At 61.8% G+C, this 25,608-nt stretch carries 26 protein-coding genes; 11 read left to right on the top strand and 15 right to left on the bottom strand.

What is annotated here, in order from left to right:
- Nucleotides 1-23: 23 nt before the first annotated feature.
- The 3 genes from arfA (at nt 24) to lipA (ending at nt 2,743) form a co-directional block, all read left to right on the top strand.
- The gene (gene arfA, locus AACY25_RS16135; protein ID WP_339525870.1) at nt 24-182 is read left to right on the top strand and encodes an alternative ribosome rescue factor ArfA; all 159 of its coding nucleotides are present in this window, start codon (nt 24-26) and stop codon (nt 180-182) included.
- 82 nt (nt 183-264) lie between these two features.
- Nucleotides 265-1,548, top strand: coding sequence for a lytic murein transglycosylase (locus AACY25_RS16130; RefSeq protein ID WP_339525868.1), 1,284 nt, complete (start codon nt 265-267; stop codon nt 1,546-1,548).
- Between the two features lie 142 nt (nt 1,549-1,690).
- Entirely contained in the window at nt 1,691-2,743 is a 1,053-nt protein-coding gene (lipA, locus tag AACY25_RS16125; RefSeq protein WP_339525867.1) for a lipoyl synthase, read from the top strand.
- A gap of 82 nt (nt 2,744-2,825) precedes the next feature.
- On the opposite strand, the gene lipB is transcribed toward lipA, so the two are convergent.
- From lipB to AACY25_RS16070, 11 genes are all read right to left on the bottom strand, one after another.
- Nucleotides 2,826-3,479 carry a lipoyl(octanoyl) transferase LipB gene (gene lipB / locus AACY25_RS16120; RefSeq protein ID WP_339525865.1) on the bottom strand — a complete coding sequence of 218 codons (654 nt, stop codon included), beginning with the start codon at nt 3,477-3,479 and terminating at the stop codon, nt 2,826-2,828.
- Entirely contained in the window at nt 3,479-3,754 is a 276-nt protein-coding gene (locus AACY25_RS16115) for a DUF493 domain-containing protein (RefSeq protein WP_339525863.1), read from the bottom strand. Before AACY25_RS16115 ends, lipB begins: the two co-directional genes overlap by 1 nt.
- A gap of 74 nt (nt 3,755-3,828) precedes the next feature.
- A complete protein-coding gene (locus AACY25_RS16110) occupies nt 3,829-5,004 on the bottom strand; it encodes a D-alanyl-D-alanine carboxypeptidase family protein (RefSeq protein ID WP_339525861.1) in 1,176 nt (391 codons plus the stop codon).
- Nucleotides 5,005-5,126: 122 nt separating this feature from the next.
- On the bottom strand, nt 5,127-6,131 hold the full coding sequence (locus AACY25_RS16105) for a septal ring lytic transglycosylase RlpA family protein (protein WP_339525860.1): 1,005 nt from the start codon (nt 6,129-6,131) through the stop codon (nt 5,127-5,129).
- Nucleotides 6,131-7,141, bottom strand: coding sequence for a lytic murein transglycosylase B (gene mltB, locus AACY25_RS16100; protein WP_339526289.1), 1,011 nt, complete (start codon nt 7,139-7,141; stop codon nt 6,131-6,133). The genes AACY25_RS16105 and mltB overlap by 1 nt, the downstream gene beginning before the upstream one ends.
- 23 nt (nt 7,142-7,164) lie before the next feature.
- Nucleotides 7,165-8,262, bottom strand: coding sequence for a rod shape-determining protein RodA (gene rodA, locus AACY25_RS16095; protein ID WP_339526287.1), 1,098 nt, complete (start codon nt 8,260-8,262; stop codon nt 7,165-7,167).
- A gap of 38 nt (nt 8,263-8,300) precedes the next feature.
- Nucleotides 8,301-10,190: a penicillin-binding protein 2 gene (gene mrdA, locus AACY25_RS16090; protein ID WP_339525859.1), complete on the bottom strand. Its 1,890-nt coding sequence runs from the start codon at nt 10,188-10,190 to the stop codon at nt 8,301-8,303.
- Nucleotides 10,191-10,214: 24 nt separating this feature from the next.
- Nucleotides 10,215-10,682 (bottom strand): 23S rRNA (pseudouridine(1915)-N(3))-methyltransferase RlmH, encoded by a 468-nt coding sequence (gene rlmH, locus AACY25_RS16085; RefSeq protein WP_160089194.1) that lies wholly within the window; start codon nt 10,680-10,682, stop codon nt 10,215-10,217.
- A 12-nt stretch (nt 10,683-10,694) separates the two neighbouring features.
- On the bottom strand, nt 10,695-11,081 hold the full coding sequence (gene rsfS / locus AACY25_RS16080; protein WP_304868360.1) for a ribosome silencing factor: 387 nt from the start codon (nt 11,079-11,081) through the stop codon (nt 10,695-10,697).
- Between the two features lie 37 nt (nt 11,082-11,118).
- Nucleotides 11,119-11,793: a nicotinate-nucleotide adenylyltransferase gene (gene nadD / locus AACY25_RS16075; RefSeq protein WP_339525857.1), complete on the bottom strand. Its 675-nt coding sequence runs from the start codon at nt 11,791-11,793 to the stop codon at nt 11,119-11,121.
- A gap of 13 nt (nt 11,794-11,806) precedes the next feature.
- The gene (locus AACY25_RS16070) at nt 11,807-13,072 is read right to left on the bottom strand and encodes a glutamate-5-semialdehyde dehydrogenase (protein ID WP_339525856.1); all 1,266 of its coding nucleotides are present in this window, start codon (nt 13,070-13,072) and stop codon (nt 11,807-11,809) included.
- 264 nt (nt 13,073-13,336) lie between these two features.
- Here AACY25_RS16070 and AACY25_RS16065 point away from each other — a divergent pair, with 264 nt between their 5' ends.
- On the top strand, nt 13,337-14,566 hold the full coding sequence (locus AACY25_RS16065) for an alpha/beta fold hydrolase (protein ID WP_339525855.1): 1,230 nt from the start codon (nt 13,337-13,339) through the stop codon (nt 14,564-14,566).
- Here AACY25_RS16065 and AACY25_RS16060 read toward each other — a convergent pair.
- On the bottom strand, nt 14,563-15,417 hold the full coding sequence (locus AACY25_RS16060) for a class I SAM-dependent methyltransferase (RefSeq protein ID WP_339525854.1): 855 nt from the start codon (nt 15,415-15,417) through the stop codon (nt 14,563-14,565). The genes AACY25_RS16065 and AACY25_RS16060 overlap by 4 nt on opposite strands.
- Nucleotides 15,418-15,554: 137 nt before the next feature.
- Here AACY25_RS16060 and AACY25_RS16055 point away from each other — a divergent pair, with 137 nt between their 5' ends.
- Entirely contained in the window at nt 15,555-16,871 is a 1,317-nt protein-coding gene (locus AACY25_RS16055) for a bifunctional DedA family/phosphatase PAP2 family protein (protein ID WP_339525852.1), read from the top strand.
- Between the two features lie 5 nt (nt 16,872-16,876).
- Here the strand turns inward: AACY25_RS16055 and AACY25_RS16050 are convergent, their stop codons facing one another.
- Genes AACY25_RS16050 through AACY25_RS16040 form a run of 3 tightly spaced genes read right to left on the bottom strand, consistent with a single transcriptional unit; the run spans nt 16,877 to nt 18,547 of the window.
- A complete protein-coding gene (locus tag AACY25_RS16050; RefSeq protein WP_339525850.1) occupies nt 16,877-17,464 on the bottom strand; it encodes an LON peptidase substrate-binding domain-containing protein in 588 nt (195 codons plus the stop codon).
- Nucleotides 17,465-17,474: 10 nt separating this feature from the next.
- Entirely contained in the window at nt 17,475-18,185 is a 711-nt protein-coding gene (locus AACY25_RS16045) for an LrgB family protein (protein ID WP_339526282.1), read from the bottom strand.
- Nucleotides 18,186-18,187: 2 nt separating this feature from the next.
- Entirely contained in the window at nt 18,188-18,547 is a 360-nt protein-coding gene (locus AACY25_RS16040; protein WP_339525848.1) for a CidA/LrgA family protein, read from the bottom strand.
- A gap of 218 nt (nt 18,548-18,765) precedes the next feature.
- Here AACY25_RS16040 and AACY25_RS16035 point away from each other — a divergent pair, with 218 nt between their 5' ends.
- The 6 genes from AACY25_RS16035 (at nt 18,766) to AACY25_RS16010 (ending at nt 25,606) form a co-directional block, all read left to right on the top strand.
- Nucleotides 18,766-19,221, top strand: a complete 456-nt coding sequence (locus AACY25_RS16035) for a MaoC family dehydratase (protein WP_339525847.1) — start codon at nt 18,766-18,768, stop codon at nt 19,219-19,221.
- A 208-nt stretch (nt 19,222-19,429) separates the two neighbouring features.
- Nucleotides 19,430-21,157, top strand: a complete 1,728-nt coding sequence (locus tag AACY25_RS16030) for a C13 family peptidase (RefSeq protein WP_339525845.1) — start codon at nt 19,430-19,432, stop codon at nt 21,155-21,157.
- 61 nt (nt 21,158-21,218) lie between these two features.
- Nucleotides 21,219-21,860, top strand: coding sequence for an oxidoreductase (locus tag AACY25_RS16025; RefSeq protein WP_339525843.1), 642 nt, complete (start codon nt 21,219-21,221; stop codon nt 21,858-21,860).
- 28 nt (nt 21,861-21,888) lie between these two features.
- Complete coding sequence (locus tag AACY25_RS16020; RefSeq protein WP_339525841.1) at nt 21,889-22,236, top strand: DUF5629 family protein; 348 nt, start codon at nt 21,889-21,891, stop codon at nt 22,234-22,236.
- A 19-nt stretch (nt 22,237-22,255) separates the two neighbouring features.
- Nucleotides 22,256-22,867 (top strand): class I SAM-dependent methyltransferase, encoded by a 612-nt coding sequence (locus AACY25_RS16015; protein WP_339525839.1) that lies wholly within the window; start codon nt 22,256-22,258, stop codon nt 22,865-22,867.
- A 132-nt stretch (nt 22,868-22,999) separates the two neighbouring features.
- The gene (locus AACY25_RS16010; RefSeq protein WP_339525837.1) at nt 23,000-25,606 is read left to right on the top strand and encodes an EAL domain-containing protein; all 2,607 of its coding nucleotides are present in this window, start codon (nt 23,000-23,002) and stop codon (nt 25,604-25,606) included.
- Nucleotides 25,607-25,608 lie beyond the last annotated feature (2 nt).

Genomic DNA, 25,608 nt, shown 5'->3' with positions numbered 1-25,608 from the left:
AGGTCATTTACCGAGGAAAGGTCATGGCGAAAAAAGCCAAGCGCGGCCGCAACAAGGCCAAATCTCTGATAGCCCAGCCACTGTTTCGCTCACGCCAGGAAACGCCGAGCAAAGGCAAAGGCAGCTACCGCCGCGAAGCCTCCCAGCAAAACTGGGAGGCTTCATACGTTCTGGCTGCCTGAAAAGCCCGCCACAGCCCGCCAGCGCCCGCACATCAGCTCAATCATGCTAAGGTTACGGCCTGCAAAATGTGCCGAGATCACCATGCCTTACCTGCTTCTTCGGGGCCTGTCCCATAGCGCCACCGCCTGCCTCCTGCTGCTTCTAACTGCCTGCGCCGAAGCACCGGCCCAGCCGCTTGCAGCTGCACCTGTCACAGCCAGCACCGCCCCCGCCAACCCAGCCGCCAGCGTGCTCAGCGACCCAAGCCCGTTAATCAGTTTCGACGAATGGCGCATTCTGCTGCGCAGCGATGCCATCGCCGCCGGTATTGATGCCGCACTGTTCGATCGCACCTTTGCCGGTATCACCCTCGACCCTCGAGTCATTAGCTCCGATAACAGCCAGCCGGAATTCACCCGTCCGGTATGGGACTACATCGACGGAGCCGTTTCCGTTTCGCGAATTGCCCAGGGCCGCCTGCTCAAGGCGCAGCATCGACCAACCCTGAAAGCCATCCGTAGCACCTACGCCGTCGACCATGAAGTACTGATCGCGATCTGGGGCATGGAAAGCAATTACGGCAGCAATATCGGCAGCCATAACGTCATCCGCTCCCTCGCCACCCTGGCCTACGATGGCCGCCGCCAGGTGTTCTGGCGCAGCCAACTGTTGGCCGCGCTGCAAATTTTGCAAGCTGGCGATGCCCCAGCACAGGGACTGATCGGTTCATGGGCGGGCGCGATGGGGCAGACCCAATTTATGCCGACCACTTTCAATCAGCATGCCGTGGATTTTGATGGCGATGGCCGCCGCGATCTGTGGACCTCAACCCCCGACGCCCTCGCTTCTGCCGCGCATTACTTGCAAGCCTCGGGCTGGGAGAACGGCCAACCCTGGGGATTTGAAGTAAACCTGCCGCAGGGTTTCGATTACGCCTTGGCCGACCCGGAAGTGCGCCGCAGCCTAGCGCAGTGGCGCATCCTCGGGATCAACCCGGTCAGAGAGGTCGATGCCGATGAGCACAGCCTGGCGACACTGTTTCTGCCCGCCGGCCATCGCGGTCCGGCGTTCCTGCTGCTAAACAACTTCCGCAGCATCCTCAAGTACAACAATTCCACCGCCTACGCCCTGGCCATCGGCCTACTTAGCGATGCGCTTGATGGCAACCCAGGTGTACAGGCCGCCTGGCCACGTGGCGACCGTCAACTGGGGCGCAGCGAACGCATCGAGCTGCAAGAGCTACTGGCCAGCAAAGGCTACGAGCCAGGCCCGGCCGACGGCATTATCGGTGCCAACACGCGTAAGGCCGTACGTGCCTTTCAGCAATCCCAGGGGCAGCCTGCAGATGGCTACCCCAGCCATGAGTTGCTGCAACAACTCAGGTAAGTAATCGCGCTGCGCACCAACACTGCGCACCTGCCTCTGTGGGCGCGAGAACCGCACGGCGCCCGCCGGACTGAACGGTCAGCGCCTGTGATAAACTGCGCGGCGGCCACAAGCCGCCTCGTCCACGGAGCCCAGATTGCCGATGTCCGATATCTCCCCGCCCAAAACCGTCGCCAGCGGCGAAAAATTCCGCACCACCCAAGGCATCACCGCGATCAAGGACGGGCAAAAGCGCCGCGCCTCCAGTGAGCCCCAAGTGTTCGAGCCCAAACCCAAGTGGCTGCGAGTCAAGGCGCCTGGGGGCAGCCGCTTTGAGGCGGTTAAGCGCAATGTCAGCGAACACCGCCTGAGCACCGTGTGCCAGGAATCCCACTGCCCGAACATGGGCGAATGCTGGTCCAACGGCACTGCCACCATCATGTTGATGGGTTCGGTGTGTACCCGCGCCTGCCGCTTCTGCGCGGTGGACACCGGCAACCCCAACGGCTGGCTGGACCTGGAAGAACCGCAGAACACCGCCAAGTCGGTGGAGCTGATGGCGCTGCGCTACATCGTGCTGACCTCGGTGGATCGCGACGACCTGGATGACGGCGGCGCCAGCCACTATGCAGCCTGCGTACGGGCGATCAAGGACAATACCCCGCACGTGGTGGTAGAAGCCCTGACCCCGGACTTCGACGGCGACCTGCAAGCCATCGAACGCGTGGTGGATTCCGGCCTTGAGGTGTTCGCGCAGAACGTTGAGACGGTCAAACGCCTGACTTATGAAGTTCGCGACCCGCGTGCCGGCTACGAGAAGACCCTGCGGGCGCTGGAACACGCCAAGCGCCACCGCCCGGACGTGCTGACTAAAACCAGCCTGATGCTCGGTCTAGGCGAGACTGACGAAGAGATTATCCAGACCATGGATGACCTGCGCGCCATAAGCGTCGACATCCTCACCCTCGGCCAGTACCTGCAACCGACACGCAACCACCTGAAGGTGCAGCGCTGGGTCAGCCCAGAAGAGTTCAATCGTTTCCGTGAAATCGGCTTGCAGAAAGGTTTTATGGAAGTCGCCGCCGGCCCGCTGGTACGTTCCAGCTACCGCGCCGACAAGGTGTTCGAAAAGAACAACCTGGGCCTGGCCGCTCCGGTGCCCGTGCCGGGTCAACAGCTCGACAACAGTCTGATTCCTGCCCTCAATCTAAACTGATTGAGCCACACAGCGCCTGACCTTGGGCTTTGCCTGGGGTCAGGCGTTTGTGTATCTGCTCTGCCTATCTGCCCTGCCCGCTCTAGCAGTCTATTGCGCCCGCCAGGCTCTGCTGCTGCGCGTAGTCGAGGTGCTTGACCAGTTGCTCACGTAGCCGCGCAATGACTTCGGATAGCTTTATCGGCTCTGCCACCAGGTCGGCCAACTGCGTCATGGCCATGCCGGCATAGCCGCAGGGGTTGATGCGCTGGAACGGCTGCAGATCCATGTCCACATTCAGCGCCAGACCATGAAAGGAACGGCCGTTGCGGATACGCAGACCGAGCGAGGCGATCTTCGCGCCACCCACATAAACCCCTGGCGCATCCGGCTTGGCGCTGGCGCTGACACCATAACTGGCAAGCAGATCGATCAGACTGCGCTCGATACGACTCACCAGTTCGCGCACACCAATGCCGCTACGGCGCACATCCAGCAGCAGGTAAGCCACCAACTGGCCCGGACCGTGATAAGTCACCTGGCCGCCGCGATCCACCTGCACCACCGGAATATCGCCCGGGAACAGCACATGCTCGGCCTTGCCGGCCTGGCCCTGGGTAAATACGGGGGAGTGTTCAAGCAGCCAGATTTCGTCCGGCGTATCCGCGCCACGGGTGTCGGTAAAGCGCTGCATCGCATGCCAGGTAGGCTGATAATCGACCTGGCCCAGCTCGCGAAAGCCGAGCGGTAGGCTCATCAGAGCACCATATGCACGATACCGGTCGCGCGCAGGGCGCTGTTGATATCGCGTAGCTGATCTTCGCTGGTGGCTTCGATATGCAGCTGCACAGTGGTGTATTTGCCGTTGCTGCTCTGGCGCTCGGCCAGGGTACTGAGATCGACCTTGGCGTGCTGGCTAAGGATTTCGATCACCATACTTTTGTAGTTGGCACCACTGTCGCCCACCACCTTGATCGGGTAGTCCACGCAGGGAAATTCGATTTTGTGCGATTTGACGTCTGGTTGAGTCATGGCAGTAACGGCCTCGTAAGCCGTGGCAGCAACAACGCCCCTGCAGGTCGGCAGGGGCGTTATTGGTCACGCTATCAGTTGAACAATCCGTAGAAGAACAGGCTGATGCTATCCCACAGGCGACGGAAGAAACTACCTTCCTCAACGGCCTCAAGAGCGATCAGATCGGCGCTGTGTACCACTTCTTCGCCCAGTTTCACTTCAACCTTGCCAATCACATCACCCTGGGCAATCGGGGCCGTCAGCTGCGGGTTGAGGATCATGCCGGCCTGCAGTTTTTCCAGCTGGCCTTTCGGCAGGGTCAGGCTCAGATCAGAAGCCAGGCCGGCTTTAACCTGGCGCACAGCGCCTTTCCAAACTTGGGCCTGAGCCAGTTCCTGACCTTGCTTGTAGAAGGTGCGGGTTTCGAAGAAGCGGAAACCATAGGTGAGCAGCTTCTGGGTTTCCGCAGCACGGGCCGACTCGCTGACGGTGCCGAATACCGAGGTAATCATCCGCGCGCCATCACGCACGGCGGAAGCAACCAGGCAGTAGCCCGCTTCTTCGGTGTGGCCGGTCTTCAGACCGTCAACAGTCTTGTCACGCCACAGCAGCAGATTGCGGTTGCCCTGCTTGATGTTGTTCCAGAGGAACTCCTTTTGCGCGTAGATCGCATAGTGCTGCTGGTCTTCGTTGATGATCGCGCGAGCCAGAACGGCCATGTCATGGGCACTGGAGTAATGCTCCGGATGCGGCAAACCGGTGGCATTCATAAAGTGGCTATTGCTCATGCCCAGACGCGCAGCGGTCTCGTTCATCATGTCGGCGAAGGCATCTTCGCTACCGGCGATGTACTCGGCCAGGGCAATGCTGGCATCGTTGCCGGACTGGATGATCACACCGTGAAGCAGGTCATCCACAGTGGCCTGGCTATTCAGCGGCAGGAACATGGTCGATCCACCGGATGCAGCGCCACCGGTGCGCCAAGCGTGCTCGCTGACTGGCACCAGATCCTGCTCGCCAATCTTGCCCTTGCGGATTTCCAGGGTGGCGATGTAGGCCGTCATCAGCTTGGTCAGGCTGGCCGGCGGAAGACGCTGATCACCATTGTTTTCCACCAGCACCTTGCCGCTGGCGGCATCTAGCAGCACATAAGATTTGGCAGCCAATTGCGGCGCCGAAGGAATTGCTGGCTGATCGGCCCAGGCGGTCGATGCACTGAGTAGGCAAAGTGAAAGGAAAACGCGTTGCGTAAAGCTGGTGATATTCATCCGTCTCTCTAGATTGCTGATGGTGAACAGGCCCAGTGGGCATAAGGTGCTGATCCCCCCGGCTAACCGTTGGCTGGCCAGAGCTGTTTGTTTAGTCCCGCAGAAGAACCATAAGTGCCCTGTCAGTCTGCCTTGACCAGGGTCGGTTCACCGAGATTGGCTAGGCGCACGCTGCTCTGCAACTGCTCAGCCTCGCTTTGGCTGCTCACTGGCCCCAGGCGCACGCGGTGCAATATCTGCTGGTTGCGCACCACTGAGCTGACGAACACTGGCGCAGCCACTGTCTCGCTCAACTTGGCCTTGAGGAGTTCCGCAGCGTCCGGATTGGCGAAGGCGGCCACTTGGAGATACAGGCCAGAGGCTCCGACTGAAGCGTTTTTTTTTGCGTCAATCTGCACGGGGAGCACCGCGGCGGCATGCTGCTGCGGTGGCGGTGAGTATTGTTCAACCGGCTGCGCGATAGGCTGCGCAACGGGCTGAGCCTGTGCCACTTGCTGCGGCGCAGCCAACACCATCGGCACCGGACGGCCCTGCTGAGCCCACCACTCGTGCGGGTCGATGCCTTCGACCTTGACCCGCGCGGTACCGCTTTCGGCATAGCCGAGCTTCTTCGCTGCGGCGAAGGACAGGTCGATAATCCGGTCGGAATAGAACGGCCCACGATCATTGACCCGCAGAATCGCGGTTTTGCCGTTTTCCAGGTTGGTCACCCGCACATAGCTGGGTAGCGGCAGGGTCTTGTGCGCTGCAGTCATGCCGTACAGGTCGTAGGTTTCACCGTTTGCGGTGGCCTGACCATGGAACTTGGTGCCATACCAGGACGCTGGACCCACCGCCTGATAACGACGGGCATCAGGAATCGGGTAGTACTGTTTGCCGAATACGGTGTAGGGGCTGGCCTTGACTCGGCCGTAATGCGGCATCGGCACTGCATCGGGAATCCGCGACACATCGACATCCCACCAGGGCGCGCCATCCTTGTGCGGACGGTTGAAATCACCCGGACCGGAAATCGCCCCACCTGGCTGCACCGGCGCAACCGGTTGCGGCGCACGGGTGGACGAGCAGCTGGCCAGCAGCAGCGCCAGGCTGCCATAGGCAGCCAATTTAAAAGGCAAACGCGACATCAATTCTTACCCCGTGCATCAACCAGCAACTCGGCCAGCTGATTGACCGCCATGGCATACATCACACTGCGATTGTAGCGGGTGATCACAAAGAAGTTAGGCAGGCCCAACCAGTACTCGGCGCCGTCGGCACCTTCCAGACGGAAGGCCGTCACCGGCAAATCGTCAGCCAGCAGGTCAGCGCTGGTCCAGCCAAGGGCCCGCAGTTCAGCGACATTCTTCACCGGGTCCAGACCAACAGTCAGGCCTTGCTCGGCCTGCTCACCCTTGATGGTGGCAGCGCTGACCACCGGCTGCCCAGGCTGCCAGTGATGGCGCTTGAAGTAACTGGCCACGCTGCCGATGGCATCGACCGGGTTGTTCCAGATATTGATGTGACCGTCGCCATCGAAGTCCACTGCGTAGGCGCGGAAGCTACTCGGCATAAATTGCGGCAGGCCCATGGCGCCGGCGTAGGAGCCGGTCATGTTTAGCGGCTCGACCTGCTCTTCACGGGCCAGCAGCAGAAATTCGCGCAGCTCCTTGCGGAAGAATGGCGCACGCGGCGGGTAATCGAAGGCCAGGGTCGACAGTGCATCCATCACCCGCCAGCTGCCTGTATTGCCGCCGTAGAAGGTTTCCACGCCAATGATTGCCACGATCACCTGGGCCGGTACACCGTACTCAGCCTCCGCGCGGGCCAAGGTTTCCTCGTGCTGCTTCCAGAACTCGACACCCTTGCTGATGCGCTTGTCGGTGATAAAGATCGGCCGGTAATCCTTCCACGGCTTGGCCTTTTCCGCAGGACGCGAAATGGCATCGAGGATCGCCTGTTTGCGCTCGACCTGGGCGAACAGCTCGACCAGTTGCTCACCGGCAAAGCCATAGTCGCGGGTCATTTCGCCGACAAATTCGGCCACCTGCGGCGACTGCTGATAATCCCCGGCCAGCGCCGGCTGAACCATCCCGCACACCCCTGCCAAAGCCAGCCAGGGTGCCGTACGTACCATCCAACCACGCGCGTTTTGCATTGAATTCATAATCCCAATCAAACCTATGCCATCCACTTACGATGAGTGTGGATTGACATCAAAATACCAAACCCCGCCAGCAGAGTGATCAGCGAAGTGCCGCCATAGCTGATAAATGGCAGCGGCACACCCACTACCGGCAGCAGGCCGCTGACCATACCGATATTGACGAAGACATAAACGAAGAAGGTCATGGTCAGCGCGCCGGCGAGAAGCTTACCGAACAGCGTCTGCGCTTGCACGGTAATCACCAGGCCGCGTGCGATCAACAGCATGTACACCAGCAGTAACAAACACACGCCGACCAGGCCAAATTCCTCGGCCAGTACCGCGATGATGAAGTCGGTGTGGCTCTCCGGCAGAAAATCCAGGTGCGACTGGGTGCCTTGCAGCCAGCCTTTGCCGAGCACCCCACCCGAACCAATCGCAGCCTTGGACTGGATGATGTTCCAGCCACTGCCCAGCGGATCGCTTTCCGGGTTAAGGAAGGTCAACACGCGCTGCTTCTGGTACTGGTGCATAACGAAGAACCACATGCCGATGGCAATAGGTACAACCGCAGTTACAGCGCCAATCACCCAGCGCCATTGCAGGCCGGCGATAAACAAGACGAAGCCACCGGAGGCGATAATCAACAGCGAGGTGCCGAGGTCCGGCTGCAGCAGAATCAGCACAAAGGGCACGATGATCATCGCCAGGCTGATACAGATATGTTTAAGCCGTGGCGGCAGGCTGCGGTTGGACAGGTACCAGGCGATGGTCGCCGGCATGATGATCTTCATAAACTCCGAGGGCTGGAAGCGAATCACTCCGGGGATATTGATCCACCGCGTGGCGCCCATGGCGTTATGCCCCATCACATCCACCACCACCAGCAAGCCCACCCCGCCGACATAGGCCAACGGTACCCAGCGCGCCATAAAGCGCGGTTCGAACTGGGCGATGATAAACATGCCGACCAGACCAATACCGAAGGAGGTGGCCTGCTTCATCAGCAGGTCGATGTTCTTGCCGCTGGCCGAATACAGAATAAACAGGCTGCCGGTGGCCAGCACCAGCAGCAGCAACAGCAGAATGCCGTCGATATGCAGGCGCTGCAGGATCGTCGCGCGCCGGCGCATGAGGTCTTCGGAGGACAGGTTGCGGTCGAAATTACTGTTCATGGCGCAGCGACCTCAGCCGCCACAGGCGGAGCATATTCGGCTTTCAACTGACCGTTTTCATCGAGCAACCAGGCATCGATCACCTGCTTGACCACCGGCGCAGCCACCCCGGAGCCGGACTCGCCGTTCTCGACCATCACCGACACGGCAATCTGCGGGTTATCCGCGGGTGCAAAAGCGACGAACAGCGCATGGTCACGATGGCGCTCGGCGACTTTGCTGCGGTCGTACTTCTCACCCTGCTTGATCGCCACCACCTGAGCGGTACCGCTCTTGCCGGCAATCCGGTACAGCGCAGCATCACCCACCTTGCGCGCGGTGCCACGCGGGCCGTGCATGACCGACACCATGCCCTTGACACCGGCGTCCCAGAACGTCGGATCACGCAGCACGATATCCGGCACTGGGTTGGGGTCTGTGGGGATGCGCCCCTGGATGGTCTTGGCCAGGTGCGGGCGAATCCACTTGCCGCGCGTGGCCATCAGTGCCGTGGCCTGGGCCAGTTGCAGCGGCGTGGTCTGCATATAGCCCTGACCGATACCGAGAATCAGCGTCTCGCCCGGGTACCAGGCCTGCCGGTAACGCGCGCGCTTCCAGTCCCGCGACGGCATCAGCCCGGCGGTTTCTTCGAACATGTCCAGCGACACGCGCTGACCCAGCCCGAAACGGGTCATGTAGTCATGCATGCGGTCGATGCCCATCTTGTGCGCCAGCGAGTAAAAGTAGGTGTCGTTGGAACGCATGATCGCGTAATCCATATCCACCGAGCCGTCGCCCGTGCGGTTCCAGTTGCGATATTTGTGGCTGTGACCGGGCAACTGATAGAAGCCGGGGTCGAACACCCGGGTCTGCGGCGTGACTACGCCAGCATCCAACCCCGCCACCGCGACCATCGGTTTGATCGTCGAGCCGGGCGGGTAGAGGCCGCGCAATACGCGGTTGTACAGCGGACGGTCGATGGAGTCGCGCAAGTCGGCATAGGCCTTGAAGCCGATGCCGGTGACGAAGGGGTTGGGGTCGAAACTTGGCTGGCTGACCATCGCCAGCACTTCACCGGTCTGTGGCTGAATCGCCACAATCGCGCCACGGCGACCAGCCAGGGCCTTTTCGGCAGCCTCCTGCAAGCGAATATCGAGGCTCAGCACAATGTCCTTACCGGGTAGCGGGTCGGTGCGTTTGAGCACCCGCAGTACGCGGCCACGGGCGTTGGTTTCGACTTCCTCGTAACCCACTTCACCGTGCAGCTCGTCTTCATAGAAGCGCTCGATACCGGTCTTGCCGATATGGTGCGTGCCGCTGTACGCCACTGGATCGAGCTCTTTCAGCTCTTTCTCATTGATCCGCCCGACATAGCCCACCGAATGGGCAAAATGCTCGCCCAGCGGGTAATGCCGCACCAGTTGCGCTGCGACTTCCACCCCTGGCAGACGGAACTGATTGATCGCGATACGCGCGATCTGCTCCTCGGACAACTCGAAGAGCACCGGCACCGGCTCGAACGGTCGCCGCCCCTGACGCACACGCCGCTCGAACAGCGCGCGCTCATCCGCGCCCAGTTCCAGCACTTCGACGATCACGTCGAGCACCTGCGGCCAGTCACCCGCGCGTTCGCGGGTCAGGGTGAGGCTGAAGCTGGGGCGGTTATCGGCGATGATCACCCCGTTGCGGTCGTAGATCAGCCCACGGTTCGGCGGGATCGGCTGCACGTGGATGCGGTTGTTTTCCGCCAGGGTGGTGTGGTGCTCGAACTGCACCACCTGCAGGTAATACATGCGCGCCACGAGCACCGAGGTCAGCAACAAAACCACCACAGCACCGACCACCGCGCGCTTGCGGATCAGGCGGCCGTCTTTCTCGTGGTCTTTGAGGCGGATTGGTTGCGGCATCGGTGGCTGCTGATTACTGGCTGATTATTTGTGGTAAGGGTGGCCGGACAACACTGTCCAGGCACGATACATCTGTTCGCCGATCAGAATCCGCACCAAGGGGTGCGGCAGGGTCAGCGGCGACAACGACCAGCGCTGTTCACTGCGCGCCTGCACCTCAGGTGCCAGCCCTTCCGGGCCGCCGACCATCAAGTTGACGGTGCGTGCATCCAGGCGCCACTTGTCCAGTTCGACCGCCAGCTGCTCGGTGCTCCAGGGTCGCCCTTCGACTTCCAGGGTCACTATGCGTTCCCCAGGCTGAACCTTGGCCAGCATGGCCTCACCCTCCTGACGGATCATCCGCGCTACATCGGCATTCTTGCCGCGAGTGGTCAGCGGAATTTCCACCAGCTCCAGGGACAGCTCGCTGGGCATGCGCTTGGCGTATTCCTGCCAGCCCTCTTCCACCCAGCGTGGCATGCGCGAGCCGACGGCGATCAGTTTGATCCGCACCGCTGCGCGTTCCTATTCCTGCCCGCTACTCGATTGCTCAGCGCCCGGCTCGGCGCTGAACTGCGCACGGCTCTGCTCGGCACCCTGCCACAGACGCTCAAGGTCATAGAACTGGCGGGCAGTCGGCAGCATCACGTGAACCACGATGTCGCCGAGGTCGAGCAGTGCCCACTCGCCGGTGTCCATGCCTTCAGTACCGATTGGGCGTACGCCCTGCTCCTTGACCTTCTCCAGCACGTTGTCGACCAGCGACTTGACGTGACGGCTGGAGGTGCCGCTGGCGATCAGCATGAAATCGGTGATGCTGGTCTTGCCGCGCACATCGATGGTGGTGATGTCTTGCGCCTTGATCTCTTCCAGGGCTGCGATGGCCAATTTGACCAACTCTTCGCTCTGCATTTTTGCCTTAGTCATAAGTAACTCATTTGCCTCGTGTTCAATTCGCGCCACGGTACAGTCCGTGGGCATGGATATAGGCCAGTACCGCGTCAGGCACCAGAAAACGTGCCGACTTTCCGCTCGCCAGTAGCGAACGGACCTGGGTAGCAGACACCGCCAGGGGTGTCTGCCAGATAAAAGCAATCTGCCCGCTCGGCCCACTCAGGGCCGAAGGGTCACTCACACTGCGTGCCGCCAACAGATTACGCAGCGCCTCGGGCGCTTCACTGTCGGCATCCGGCCGCTGCAACACCAGAATATGGCAGTGCTGCAGTAATTCATCCCAGCGCTGCCAACTGGGTAAACCGCAGAAGGCATCCCAGCCCAACAGCAGAAACAGCTGATCGTCCACTGCCAACTCACTGCGCAACGACTCCAGGGTGTCGATGCTGTAGGACGGCTTGTCGCGCTGCAGCTCGCGATCATCCACCTGCAACACCCCGGCATCCGCCACCGCCAGGCGAACCATGGCCAGGCGATCCTGCGCACTGACCTCTGGCGCGCTGCGGTGTGGCGGCCGCGCGCTAGGGATCAGACGCAACTCATCCAACTGCAGCGCATCGGCCACTTCCACGGCGCTGCGCAGATGGCCGATATGCACCGGATTAAAGGTGCCGCCAAGCAGACCGATGCGTCGGGCGTCGGTACGTCGGGCGCCGCGGCGCTTGGCCATCAGGTACGCCCCATCAGGTACGAATGTTCCCGTCGCCAAACACCACGTACTTCTCGCTGGTCAGCCCATCCAGGCCGACCGGGCCCCGGGCGTGCAGTTTGTCGGTAGAAATACCGATCTCCGCGCCCAGGCCGTATTCAAAACCATCGGCGAAGCGAGTCGAAGCGTTGACCATCACCGAAGCGGAATCCACTTCGGTGAGGAAGCGCCGCGCATCACTGAAGTTCTCGGTGATGATCGCATCGGTGTGCTGCGAGCCGTAATGATTGATGTGCTCGATGGCCGCATCCAGCGAATCGACGATGCGAATCGCCAGGATCGGCGCGTTGTACTCGGCAAACCAGTCGTCTTCGCTCGCTTCCAACACGTCGCTGCCTAGCAGCGCGCGGGTCGCGGCGTCGCCACGCAGTTCAACACCTTTGTCGCGGTAGATCGCAGCCAGCGGCGGCAACACCTTGTCGGCCACCGCGGCGTGCACCAGCAGAGTTTCCATGGCGTTGCACGGCGAGTAGCGATGGGTCTTGGCGTTATCGGCAACGCGAATCGCCTTATCGAGATCAGCAGCGACGTCGATATAGACGTGGCAGACGCCATCCAGGTGTTTGATTACCGGCACCTTGGCGTCACGGCTGATGCGCTCGATCAGGCCCTTGCCGCCGCGCGGCACGATCACGTCGACAAATTCCGGCATGGTGATCAACGCACCAACGGCGGCGCGGTCGGTAGTTTCCACCACCTGCACGGCGCTTGCGGGCAAACCGGCTTCGGCCAGACCGAGCTGAATGCAACGAGCAATCGCCTGATTGGAATGAATCGCCTCGGAGCCGCCACGCAGGATGGTCGCGTTACCGGATTTCAAGCACAGACTGGCAGCGTCGATGGTCACGTTCGGCCGCGACTCATAGATGATGCCGATCACGCCCAGCGGCACGCGCATCTTGCCGACCTGAATACCCGACGGCAGGTAACGCATATCGCGGATCTCGCCGATTGGATCCGGCAGCGTGGCGACCTGACGCAGGCCTTCGATCATCGAGTCGATCACCGCCGGCGTCAGCGCCAGACGGTCAACCATGGCCGGCTCCAGACCACTGGCGCGCGCGGCGGCCAGGTCCAGCTCGTTGGCAGCAGTCAAATCGCTGCGGGCCGCATCCAGCGCGGCCGCAGCGGCCTGCAGGGCACGATTCTTCTGCGCAGTACTGGCACGCGCCAGCACGCGCGAAGCGCTGCGGGCGGCCTGTCCCAGGCGGGTCATATAGTCGAGCACGGACTCAGTCATGGTCTTGGCAGGTCTGGCGGTTGAAAAAAGTCGCTGAGTATAACGGTCGCGCCGCTCCACGCCCAGCGCTGCGCGGCGGACGGTAAACACGGCGTTCGCCACAACCGCCGGTAACGCCGCTAGACCCCGACCAGCAGGCCATCCCGAGAAACAGTGACACCGCAGACCATCAGCCGCCCGAAGGTTAGGTAAACAAAAACCGTCCGAATGTTTACCTTGCCATTAAAAGCAAGACAGGCGGCCGACCGCCGGGGTGGGATCAGCATGCATTACCGTACCGACTACTGCGCCGCACAACTCAGCGAAGCCCCGCAGGTGCTGCATCTCGGCGACCTGCGCCTGCACTACCAGGCCTACGCCTGCCGCAGCCATGACCCGCGCCCGCCGGTGCTGCTGCTGGGCGGCGCGTTCCAGAGCTTTCGCTCGTTTGCCGCCGAGGTCAGCGAGCTGCTCGGCGAACACCCGGTGATCCTGCTCGACCTGCCCAGCCAGGGCGGCAACCTGCAACTGGCACCCGAGCTGAGCCTGGAACAGCTGGCCGACCTGATCGCCGCCTTCGCCGATGAACTCGACCTGCCGCCATTGATGCCTATCGGTCTGTCCTATGGTTCAGCCCTGGCAGCGCTGTTCGCCGCCCGCCACCCTACCCGCTGTGCCCGTGTGCTGCTGGCTGGGATTACTGCCTTCGGCCGCCCCGGTGCGCGCCTGCTGCTGCAGGAAGGCCTGGCGCTGCTGGCCGAAGGGCGCTGCGAGGCCTTTGCCCATGGTGCGCTGACCGGCCTGCTCAACCCCTTGCGCCTGGAACAGACCGGCGTAGCCCCGGTGTTTCGCAAGGCGCTGTTGCGGCAGATCCAGCGCCTGTCGGCCGCCGATATCGAGCGCTACCGGCAGAACAGCCAGCGTCTGCTGGATTTTCAGGGCTTTCACGCGCACCCCAGCTGCCCGACCCTGGTGCTGGCCGGTGAATATGACCATTTCACCCAACCCTGGGAGCACGCGCATTTTGCTGCCGCCTGCGAACAGGCCAGCTGCGCACTGATTCACAACGCCGATCACCTGGCGCAATTCGAACAACGCGACGCCTGCGCCAGCCTGTACAGCCCTTTTCTGCGTGGTGAACCTCTGCCAAACCGCAGCCCAGGCAGCAGCCTGCTGACCAACCCGCAACTTCTGCAATTGGAAAAACGCCACGAACCACGCCTGCCACCCAGCCAGCGCCAGGCGCGCCTGCAGCATGCCGAGGGCGGCGAATGGACGGTGGAGATCAGCGAACTGGGTTTCTTTGGCGGGCTGTTACGGGGTGATCTGCCGGCTATGCGCGGCGTGCGCGGCTGGCAGTTACTGTGTAAGGACCTGCCCGCTCAGCCTGTGCTACCGCTGCGTCAGGATCAAAACGGCCTGGCCTTTGTCTTTCCGCACAGCGATCAGCAGGCCAGCCAGGCGCTGGCGATGCAGTTTCAGCGACCATCATTACTGACAGCGGCCTGCGCCTAAACCCGCGCCTCAATTACCCGCACCAGCCCGGCACTGCGCGATGGCGCCAGGCCAAGCGCCTGGGCCGTGCGGCTCGGATCGAACACCGCGACGTGGCTGAAGCCACATTTCTCAAAGCCCTGCACAATCGCCTGATCATTACGGTAGTGCAACGGATAGCTGCCACGGGTCAGCCGGCCGATCAGGCCGACGCCCCAGCGCAGCTGGCGGTAACGTGGATGCTCGCGCAGATCGGGGTACAGCTCGGTCAGGTAGGTAGCCTGAGGAAACTCGCGCAGTTGCTCGGCCAACCGCGTCCAGAACGACTCGATCAGCGCCAGCTCGAAGTAATTCACCAATCCCTCGGTAATCACCACCACTGGCTTGCTGTGATCCAGTTCGGCGAACAGCGCCGCGAGGCTTTTGCTGCCCTCTTTGGCGAGGATATCCACCGCGCGCACCTGATGCTGACTGCCCAGCCAACCTTCGCTGTTGAGCAGCAGGCGTTTACGCGCGGCCATCACTGGCAGATCGGCCTCGATATAGCGCAACTGCGGGTAACGCGTGGTAAAGCGCCGACCACGCGGCGACAGGCCACAGGCAATCTCCACCACCTGACATACGCCGCCCTGCTCAATCGCTGCAGTCAGTTGGGCATCAATCTGCAAATGCCGTTGCAGCAGAAACTGCTCGATATCCAGGCCGAACCCGACCCGCGCGCCCCAGGTAATCGGGCTGAGCAAACCATGCACAAAACGCCCGAAACCCGTGGCAAAGGCCGCATTCGCCAGCTGATGGCGATACCAGATATAGCCGGTGTAATGGGCACTGGGGCTGATATGAGCGCTGCTGACGCGGGCACGTTCAGACATGGTTAAGACTCTTATTGTTATCATCGCCCCAGCCTATGCCCTGCCGAGTGAGCGTGACACCGCATGTCAGCCAAACCCACCCTAAGTTTGCCGCCCCTGATGGGCAATTAACGATTAATCATCATGGATGACCACCGATGAGCCAATGGTTCGACACCCTGACCCTCTGGCTAAGCGCCAACCCACAATGGCTGGGCCTGGCAATTTTCTTGCTGGCCTGCGGCGAGTGCTTGGCGATTGTCGGCCTTCTCGTACCCGGCACCGTGCTGCTGTTCGCCGTCGCAGCATTGGCCGGCAACGGCGCGCTGGGCCTGGGTGAAACCCTCCTGCTGGCGTTTTGCGGCGGTTTGCTGGGCGACTGCCTGTCCTATGCGCTGGGGCGCTATTTCCATCAGGATATCGGCCGCCTGCCAGTGCTGCGCCATAACCCGCAATGGCTGAATAGCGCTCACGGTTACTTCGTGCGCTACGGCATCGCCAGCCTGCTGGTCGGGCGCTTTATCGGCCCGCTGCGCCCCATGTTGCCGATGGTCGCTGGCATGTTCGACATGCCCTTCGTGCGCTTTTTTATCGTCAGCCTGCTGGCCGGGCTCGGCTGGTCCCTCGCTTATATGCTGCCTGGCTGGGCGACCGGTGCAGCGCTGCGCTTGCCGCTACCGGAAGGCTTCTGGCCGCAGGCTGGGGCCATTGCTGCCGGCGTGGCGCTGGTGGTGGGCATCAGCGTGCTAGGCAGCCTACGCGGACAACGCCACACCTGCTTGTTGACTGCCGCAGCGAGCCTAGCCCTGCTGATCGGCCTGATGGTTAACTGGCCGCACCTGAGCCAGCTCGATCAGGGCGTGTTAACCCTGGCCCAGGAGCATCGCAGCTCAACCCTAGACAACCTGATGGTGCTGATCACTCGCCTCGGTGATATGCACACGCAACTGGCGGCCGCCGTGCTGCTGTGCCTGATCCTGCTGGCAACCCGACAATGGCGCACGCTCGGCCTGGCGATTGGCACCCTGCTCGGCACTGCACTGGCCAACACCGCGCTCAAGGCGTTTTTCGCCCGCAGCCGCCCCGATGTGTTGCTGGAACCGCTGAACAGTTTCAGCTTTCCCAGCGGGCACAGCTCGGCAGCCTTCGCCTTCTTTCTGCTGCTTGGGGTGCTGGCCGGTCGCGGGCAACCGGCCCGTATGCGCCTGACCTGGCTGCTGCTGGCCAGCCTGCCGGCGGCTGCAATTGCCGGCTCGCGGATTTACCTGGGGGTGCACTGGCCCAGCGACATCATCGCCGGCGCCCTGTTGGCCGCCTGCTTCTGTGCGCTGAGCCTGGGCCTGGTGCAGTGGCGCACGCCACTGCCGGCGATGTCTGCAAGGATCTGGTGGTTGCTGCTACCGGCAGTTACGGCACTGCTCGGCGGCATCGCCACCTGGCAATTTTCCGCTGGGCAGTTGCTGTACCGCTACTGACGAATCTACTGACGTTCACCCTGCAACAACTCCAGCAGCTGTTGCAGCAGCTCCAGGCGCAGCTGCACCTCGGGTATTTCGAGCAGCTGCAGCTTCTGCTCGGCGTCCAGCGGCAACAGGTACGCCAACTGATTGGCTAATGCCTCCTGACCCGCAGGCTCGCGCCCCATGCCCAGCGACTCCACCAGCGGATGAGCACTCAGTGCACCGAGCAACGCTACAAGGTCGGCATGCTCAGCCTCCAGCGGCTGCTCGACTCGCTCGTCCAGCCAGTCGACTTCGGCCAGAGTCAGTTGATCAGGCAGCACCTGAGCGCGCTGCACGCGAAAACGTCGACCACCCTCAACGCGAATCCCCAGCAGGCCATTGGGCAGTTGCTGAAAATCGCGGATCACCGCCTCGCAGCCTATTGCCGAGAACTGCCCGGCCGCCTCGCCCACTTCAGCGCCGTCGATAATGCAGACCACGCCAAAGCCCTCGCCCTGCTTCATGCAGCGGCTGATCATGTCCAGATAACGCGCCTCGAATATCTGCAAGTCGAGCATGCAGCCGGGAAACAGCACGGTATTCAGTGGAAACAGCGGTAGGGTCACAGGCGCCTCCTTATAACCACAACAGAATAGCCAGCGGCAGCAACACGGCAGTGAATACGCCCATCAGGCTCATGGCCAGAGCGGAAAACGCGCCGCACTCCTCGCCTTCCTGCAGCGCCCGCGCGGTGCCGACCGCATGTGCCGTCAGGCCCAGGGCCATGCCCAACGCCGCAGGATGGTGCACGCCAAAACGCTTGAGCAGCGCCGGGCCAACGATGGCGCCGATGATCCCGGTGATCATCACAAACACCGCAGCCAGGGCGGCAATCCCGCCAATCTGGTTGGCCACCAGCATGGCAATCGGCGAGGTCACCGACTTGGGCGCCATGCTCATCAGCATGATCTGCTCGGCGCCAAAGGCCCAGGCCAGGGTAATGCCCAACACGGTGGCAACCACGCCGGCCACCAGCAGGGTGATCAGCGTCGGCCAGAGCAGCTGGCGAATGCGCCGCAGATTAAGAAACAGCGGCACCGCCAACGCGACCGTGGTCGGCCCGAGAAAGAGCGTCAACGCGGCGGCGCTGTCCTTGTATTCGGCAAAGGTCAGACCGCAAGCCAGAAGAATACCGATCACCGTGAGCATCGACAGCAACACCGGCTGCAGGAACACCCAGCGGGTTTTCTCATAGGCGGCGATCGCCATCTGGTAAGCACCTAGGGTGATGCCTACGCCAAACAACGGATGATGGATCAGTGCCTGCCAGGCCGCGTGCCATTCCAGACTCATGCGTCCTCCCGGCGTTGCTGACGATCGATCAGCTTCTGCATCAGCCAGCCGGCGAAGACGATCGAGATCAGTAGCGACAGCAACAGCGCTCCAGCAATCGCCCAGAAGTCGGCAAAGATGTCCGTGGCATAGGCCATCACCCCAACCGCCGGCGGCACCAGCAGCAGCGGCAGGTATTTCAACAGGCTGGTGGAGGCTAGGTGCAGTGGCTCGCCCACCTCGCCGCGCAGCAGCAAAAAGCCGAACAACAGCAGCATGCCGATGATCGGGCCCGGCAGAATCGGGATCAGCAGGACATTCAGCGCAGTGCCAAGCAACTGGCAAAGCACCAGCCAGGAAAGGCCGCGTAGCAGCATGATGGGTAATCTCCGAATCGTATGATCCCAGACGCAGTGCCGCGCATTATAAGCAGAAGTGCCCGGCAAGGGCCGGTTTACAGCGGTTGCGTGGTAATGGCGCAACGTTTACGCCGCGTACACGAGGCACTTGACCCTAATGGCAAAGCCATGATGATCTTAGGGCAGAAGAATTAACGCCCCAAAAAAAACAACACTTGCGTCTTCAAGGAGAAACCATGACATCAGTACCCGCCGCCGAATTGCCCAGCTATATCGGTAAAGAACTCGGCCGTTCCGAATGGCTAACCATCGACCAGGAACGCATCAATCAATTCGCCGAATGCACAGGCGACCACCAGTTCATCCACGTCGATCCGGAAAAAGCCAAGCTCACCCCATTTGGCACCACCATCGCTCACGGTTTCCTCTCACTGTCACTGGTGCCCAAGCTGATGGAAGGCATCATGATCATGCCAAAAGGGCTGAAGATGGCCGTCAACTATGGCCTGGATAGCGTGCGTTTTATCCAGCCGGTGAAGGTCAACTCGAAAGTCCGCCTGGTGGTCAGCCTGACCGACGCCCACGAGAAGAACCCCGGTCAATGGCTGCTCAAGGCCAAAGTCGTACTGGAGATCGAGGGCTCGGAAAAACCCGCCTATATCGCCGAACCGCTGACGCTCTGCTTCGTCTGATCACAGCCGCCGGACAAAGGCGCATAGGCATCCGCCGGTGCGCCTTTTTTATGGCTTGCGATTCGCAACGACGATCCTTGGACCGTCGTTGCGCGATGTTGAACACGGCCGCTGAAAACTTTTATATGCCTGCCGGTGCGCTCAATCACGGCACTCTGAGCGCTTTGAGGCATACTCGGCAACGACCTTACAGCCCCGGATTTTCTGCATGCGCCCTCTCTCCCTTCTGGCTCCACTGAGCCTTGCCCTGCTGCTTGTCGCCTGCGGCGATGGCGAACCTTTGCTGCCACCGGATGCCGTACTGCCCGATGGCGGGCGCTACCGCGGCGAGGTTGTCGACGGCCTGCTGCAAGGCCCAGGTCGCCTGGATTACAGCGACGGCAGCTACTATCAGGGACTGTTCAAGGACGGCCAGTTCAACGGCGTAGGGGAATGGCGCAGCAAACACGGCGAGCTCTATAGCGGCGAATTTCAGAGCGGCGACTTCCATGGCCAGGGCAGCCTCACCTACAGCGACGGCAGCCGTTACGAGGGCGGCTTTGCCAACGGCATGCCCAGTGGCGAAGGGCACCTGAAAGGCAGCCAGATGGAATACCGCGGCGAGTTCAGCAAGGGCCAATACAACGGCCTGGGCAAACTGCAGTGGAGCAACGGCGCCAGCTTTCAGGGCCAGTTCAAGAAGGGCGAACCCGACGGCCAAGGCGTGCTGACCGACGCTGAAGGCAATGCCTACACCGGCACCTTCGATAACAGCCAACTCAATGGTCAGGGCAGTTTCAAAAATGCCGATGGCGATCTCTACAGCGGCCAGTTCCGCGACAACCAGTTTCACGGCAAGGGCCGTTACCAGAGCGCCGATGGCGAAGTCTGGAGCGGCCGCTTTGCCCATGGCAGCCTAACCGGCAAAGGCGAATTCAAAGGCAGCGACGGCAGCCATTACACCGGCCAGTTCAGCGACTGGAGCTACCACGGCGAGGGCCGCCTGAATCTTGCCGACGGCAGTGTTTATCAAGGCAACTTTGCCTACGGCCAATACCAGGGCACCGGTAGCCTGACCTTGGTCGATGGCAGCCAGCAAAGCGGCACCTGGCAGAACGGCCGGCTGACGCGTGACGCGCAGGGCAAGGCCATACCTGACGCCCTGGCCACCGGCCTGCTGGAACAAGGCCGCCTGCTCGATGCTGCCATCGCCAAATTGCCCGCCTCTACCCCGGCCCTCGAGCTGTACGCCCTGACCCTGGCCGGCGACGGCAAACAAAGCGTGTTTATGCGCGAGGCCGATTATGTCGGCAACCTGCTGCAGGAGCGCTTCGCCGCCCACGGCCTGATCACCCTGGTCAACCACCGCGACCACCTGGCCGACCGACCGCTGGCCACAAGCGCCAGCCTCGGTCGCAGCATTCAGGCCCTGGCCGAACGCAGCGGCGAGGAAGACCTGATCTTTATCTACCTGACCAGTCACGGCTCGGCCCAACATGAACTGAACCTCGATCAGCCGCGCCTGCAGCTCAACGACCTGCCCGCCAGCGAACTGGCAGCCCTGCTCGAACCGCTGAAAAATCGCCACAAGGTACTGGTGATCTCCGCCTGCTACTCCGGCGGCTTTATCCCTAAGTTGCAGGATGACAAGACCCTGATAATCACCGCCGCACGGGCCGACCGGGTGTCTTTCGGCTGCTCGGAGGAAAACGATTTCACCTACTTCGGCCGCGCCCTGTTTGCCGAAGCTCTGCAGCAGACCGACGATCTGCAGCGCGCCTTTGAGCTGGCCCAGGCCAGCGTCGCCGAACGCGAAAAAGCCGACGGTTTCGAACCCTCAGAACCGCAGATCTGGCCCGCCAAAGCGGTGCTCACACAGTGGCGCAAGCTGCGCAAACAGCAGGCCGAGCGCGCCCTAAACAATGCACTTGAAGCGCAATCTGCGGTCAACCCATAACAGCCATGCGCGCCACCAACGGCCTGATAAGCTGATTGATATCAGCGGAGAACATCACACTATGTATTTGACGCCACAGCACATCCTTCTTGCAGGTGCCACCGGCTTGACTGGCGAGCATCTGCTGGACCGTTTGCTGAACGAGCCCACGGTTACCCGCGTGCTGGCGCCCAGCCGCCGTCCACTGGCCGCGCACCCGCATCTGGAAAACCCGCAGGGCGAGCTGCTGCCCCTGCTGCCGCAACTGAGCGGCACAATCGATACCGCCTTCTGCTGCCTAGGCAGCACGATCAAACAGGCCGGCTCGCAGGAGGCCTTCCGCGCGGTCGATCACGACCTGGTAATTGCCTTTGCCGAACGCGCCCGCGCCCTCGGCGCGCGTCATCTGCTAGTGATCAGCGCCCTCGGTGCAGACGTCAATTCCACGGTGTTCTACAACAAGGTCAAAGGTGAAATGGAGCAGGCCTTGCGCGCGCAGGACTGGCCGCAGTTGACCATCGTCCGCCCTTCGCTACTGCTCGGCCCGCGTCAGGAGTTCCGCCTTGGCGAGCGCCTGGCCGCGCCCTTTATGCGCTGGCTGCCGGGTAAATATCGCGGCATCGAAGCCACCGTGCTGGCCCGCGCGCTGTGGCGCCTGGCGCTGGAAGAAGACGCCGGCACCCGAGTGATCGAATCAGACCAACTGCGCCGCCTCGGTCGCTAATAATCGCCAATACAGAAGCCTTTGACCTATGAGCACCCCGCACGACCTGATCAGCGCCCTGAGCGGCGCCGACATGCTGGAAATCGACGAGCTGCATGCCTGGCAGTTCAGCCTCAACGCCGAACAACTGGCCCAGCACCAAGCCGGCAACCCGCCCACTGACGACGCACCACTGCTCAGCATCGAATGCATGGATGGCCGCGCCCTGCGCAAATGGTGTTTCAGCCTGGCCCAGGTAATCGCCGCACGTTTTGATGGTGAGGCCGATGCCTGGCGCATCAGCGGCACTAACGACTCTCACCTGATCAAATGCTTTGCCGCCGTCAGCGGCGACAACAGTGATATGCCAGACGAAGCCAGCAACGACGCAGAATAAGAATAACGGGGACAACACCGTGGGCCTGTATGACCGCTATTTGCTGCCGCACCTGATCGACTTCGCCTGCGGCATGGGCGCGGTGATGAAAGCCCGCTCGCAACTGGTGCCCCAGGCCCATGGGCGGGTGCTGGAGATCGGCATTGGCAGCGGCCTTAACCTGGCCTTCTACGATGCAGAGAAGGTCAGCACAATTATCGGCGTCGACCCCAGCGCCGATATGCAGAAACTGGCCCGGCAACGGGCCGCCGCTATCAGCATTCCGATAGAGATGATTGCCCTTGAACTGGGTCAGATCCAGGCCGAGGACGCCAGTTTCGATTGCATCGTCTGTACCTTTACCCTGTGCACCATCCCCGATGCCGTGGCTGCGCTGAAAGAAATGCGCCGCGTGCTCAAGCCCGGCGGTCGCCTGCTGTTCTGCGAGCACGGCCTGGCTCCGGAGCTACCCGTGCTGCGCTGGCAGAACCGCCTGACGCCGTTGTGGAAGCCACTGGCTGGTGGCTGCCACCTCAACCGCGACATCAAGGCGCTGATCACCGCGGGCGGCTTTCAGATTGGCGAGCTGAGCAATCGCTACCTCAAGGGTCCAAAACCCATGACCTATATCTATCAAGGCTGGGCCCACTAAGAAGCTGCTTACGATCTACTGTGCGTAGGCCATGTCGCGCGTGAAATAGCCAATTGCCATTAGCGGTCAGCGCCTGCAGCATATTCTGACTATCGTTAGGCCATGCACTCTCGTATGGAAGTTGGCCCACGCATGAAGCGCCTGTCATTTCGCCACCTCAGTATTGCGCTGCTATTTGCAGCAGGTCTTACGACCGCCTGGCAAAGCAGCGCGCAGTCACGCGATGTCAGCGTCGGGGTGTATGCCAACGAGCCAAAAATCCTCCTCGGCCAAGACGGCAAACTCTCCGGCATCCTCGGCGAGCTGCTGAATGAAATCGCCCGCCAGGAAGACTGGCATCTACGCCCCAGACCCTGCGAATGGCAAGAGTGCCTGGCGTTGGCGCAAAACGGTGAAATCGACCTTATGCCGGACGTTGCCTACAACGACAGCCGTGCCCAGGTGCTCGACTTCCACAAGGTGCCGTCACTGGTGAGTTGGTCGCAGGTGTACAGCAGCGAAGACCTCCAGCTCAGGTCGATACTCGATCTCAAAGACCTGCGCATTGCCGTGTTGCAGGGCTCGGTGCAGGAAGAATACCTCCGCGGGCTGCTCACAAGTTTTGGCCTGAAAGCTCAATTGATCGGTGTGCCCAGCCTGCCGCAGGGCTTTGAGCAGGTGGCTGCAGGGCAGGCCGACGCAGTGGTGGCCAACCAGCGCTTTGGCGACTTCCATGCGCCGAGCTATCAGCTGCAAAGCTCCTCGATCATGTTCCAACCTGCGCACCTGTTCTACGCCACGCGCAAAGGGCAGAACGCCGACCTGTTAGCCGCAATCGACCAGCACCTGGCGAACTGGCAGGACTCGCCTTCCTCGATCTACTACCAGAGCCTGCAACGCTGGGGCGGTGAGCGGCCACGCCTGCTGATCCCCACCAGCATCTGGTGGGGCCTGAGCACCCTCGCCCTGTTGCTGGTTGCCGCCCTCGGTGGCGCACTGCTGCTGCGCCGTCAGGTACGGGAGAAAACCCAGCATCTGCTGGCCAGCGAACAGCGCCTGAACACCATCCTCGACAGCGTCGAAGCCTATATCTATATCAAGGACGCACAACTGCGTTACCAGTACGCCAACCGCAAGGTCTGCGAGCTGTTCGGCCAGAAACTTGAGCAGGTGATCGGCAAGACCGATGAACAGTTTTTCGATATCGACACCGCCACCAACCTGCACGACAACGACCGCCGCGTGCTCAAACTCGGCGAACGGGTGCAGACCGAAGAAATCAACCGCAGCCTGGACGGCAGCACCCAGCACGCCTTTCTATCGGTCAAGCTGCCGCTGCGCGATGGCCACGGCAAGATCTACGCGCTGTGCGGCATCTCCACCGACATCACCGAACACAAGAAGAACCTGGAAAAGATCAACCAGCTGGCGTTCTACGACCCTCTCACCGGCCTGCCCAACCGCCGCCTGCTGCTCGACCGCTTGCAACAGGCGCTGGCAAAGCATGCGCGCGGCCTGCAACAGGGCGCGCTGCTGTTTATCGACCTGGATAACTTCAAGGACCTCAACGACACCCTCGGCCACGACATGGGCGACCAGTTGCTGCAGCAGGTCGCCGAACGCCTGAACAGCCATGTGCGCGCCCAGGACACCCTGGCCCGCCTCGGTGGCGATGAGTTTGTGCTGATGCTCGAAGGCCTCAGCCTAAACCACGCGCAGGCAGGCCAACAGGTCGAGAGCGTCGGCAAGAAGATCGTCAAGGCCCTGGCCGCGCCCTACGCTCTGCAAGGCCGCAGCCATATCAGCACGGCCAGCATCGGCATCGCGCTATTTCCCAACGAACGCAGTACGGTCGATGAAGTGCTCAAGCGCGCCGATATGGCCATGTACCAGGCCAAGGCCGCTGGCCGCAACGCCATGCGCTTTTTCGACCCGGCGATGCAGGCCGAAGTCAGCGCCCGCGCCAGCCTGGAAAGTGACCTGCGCCACAGCCTCGGCCAGCGCGACTTTATCCTGCACTACCAGCCCCAGGTGGATGCGCAAGGGAAACTGGTCGGCGCCGAAGCGCTGGTGCGCTGGCAACACCCCACGCGCGGGCTGGTGCCGCCGGGAGAATTTATTCCGCTGGCAGAAAGCACCGGGCTGATTCTGCCCCTGGGCCGTCTGATCTTGCACAGCGCCTGCCAGCAACTGGTGGCCTGGGCCACACACCCGCAACTGGCGCAGCTGACCCTGGCGGTCAATGTCAGCGCCAGGCAGTTCCATCATCCCGATTTTATCGAAGACGTCTTCGCCGCCCTCGCGGAAAGCGGCGCCAACCCACAGCGCCTGGAACTGGAACTGACCGAAAGCCAGCTGGTGGAAGATGTGGAAGTGCTGATCGGCAAGATGAGTCAGCTGAAAGCGCGCGGCGTGCACCTGGCGCTGGATGATTTCGGCGCCGGCTACTCCTCGCTCAACTACCTCAAGCGCCTGCCGCTGGATCAACTGAAGATCGACCAGTCGTTCGTCCGCGACGTGCTCGAATACCCCAGCGACGCCGCCATCGTGCGCACCGTCCTGGCGCTGGGCGCCAACCTCAACCTGGCCGTGACCGCCGAAGGAGTGGAAACCTGGGAACAGTACGAGGCCCTACAACGCATGGGCTGCAGGCGCTTTCAGGGCTACCTGTTCGCCAAGCCGGGACCGGCGAAGATCCTTGAGGATTGGCCATTGGCGACCACATGGCAGGACAACGCCGCCAGCATTCCGGATGCCTGACA

Source organism: Pseudomonas sp. EA_35y_Pfl2_R111, assembly GCF_963970955.1.
Taxonomy (GTDB): domain Bacteria; phylum Pseudomonadota; class Gammaproteobacteria; order Pseudomonadales; family Pseudomonadaceae; genus Aquipseudomonas.
Note: the sequence above shows the minus strand (reverse complement) of the source record. Positions and strands in the feature narration are given on the sequence as shown.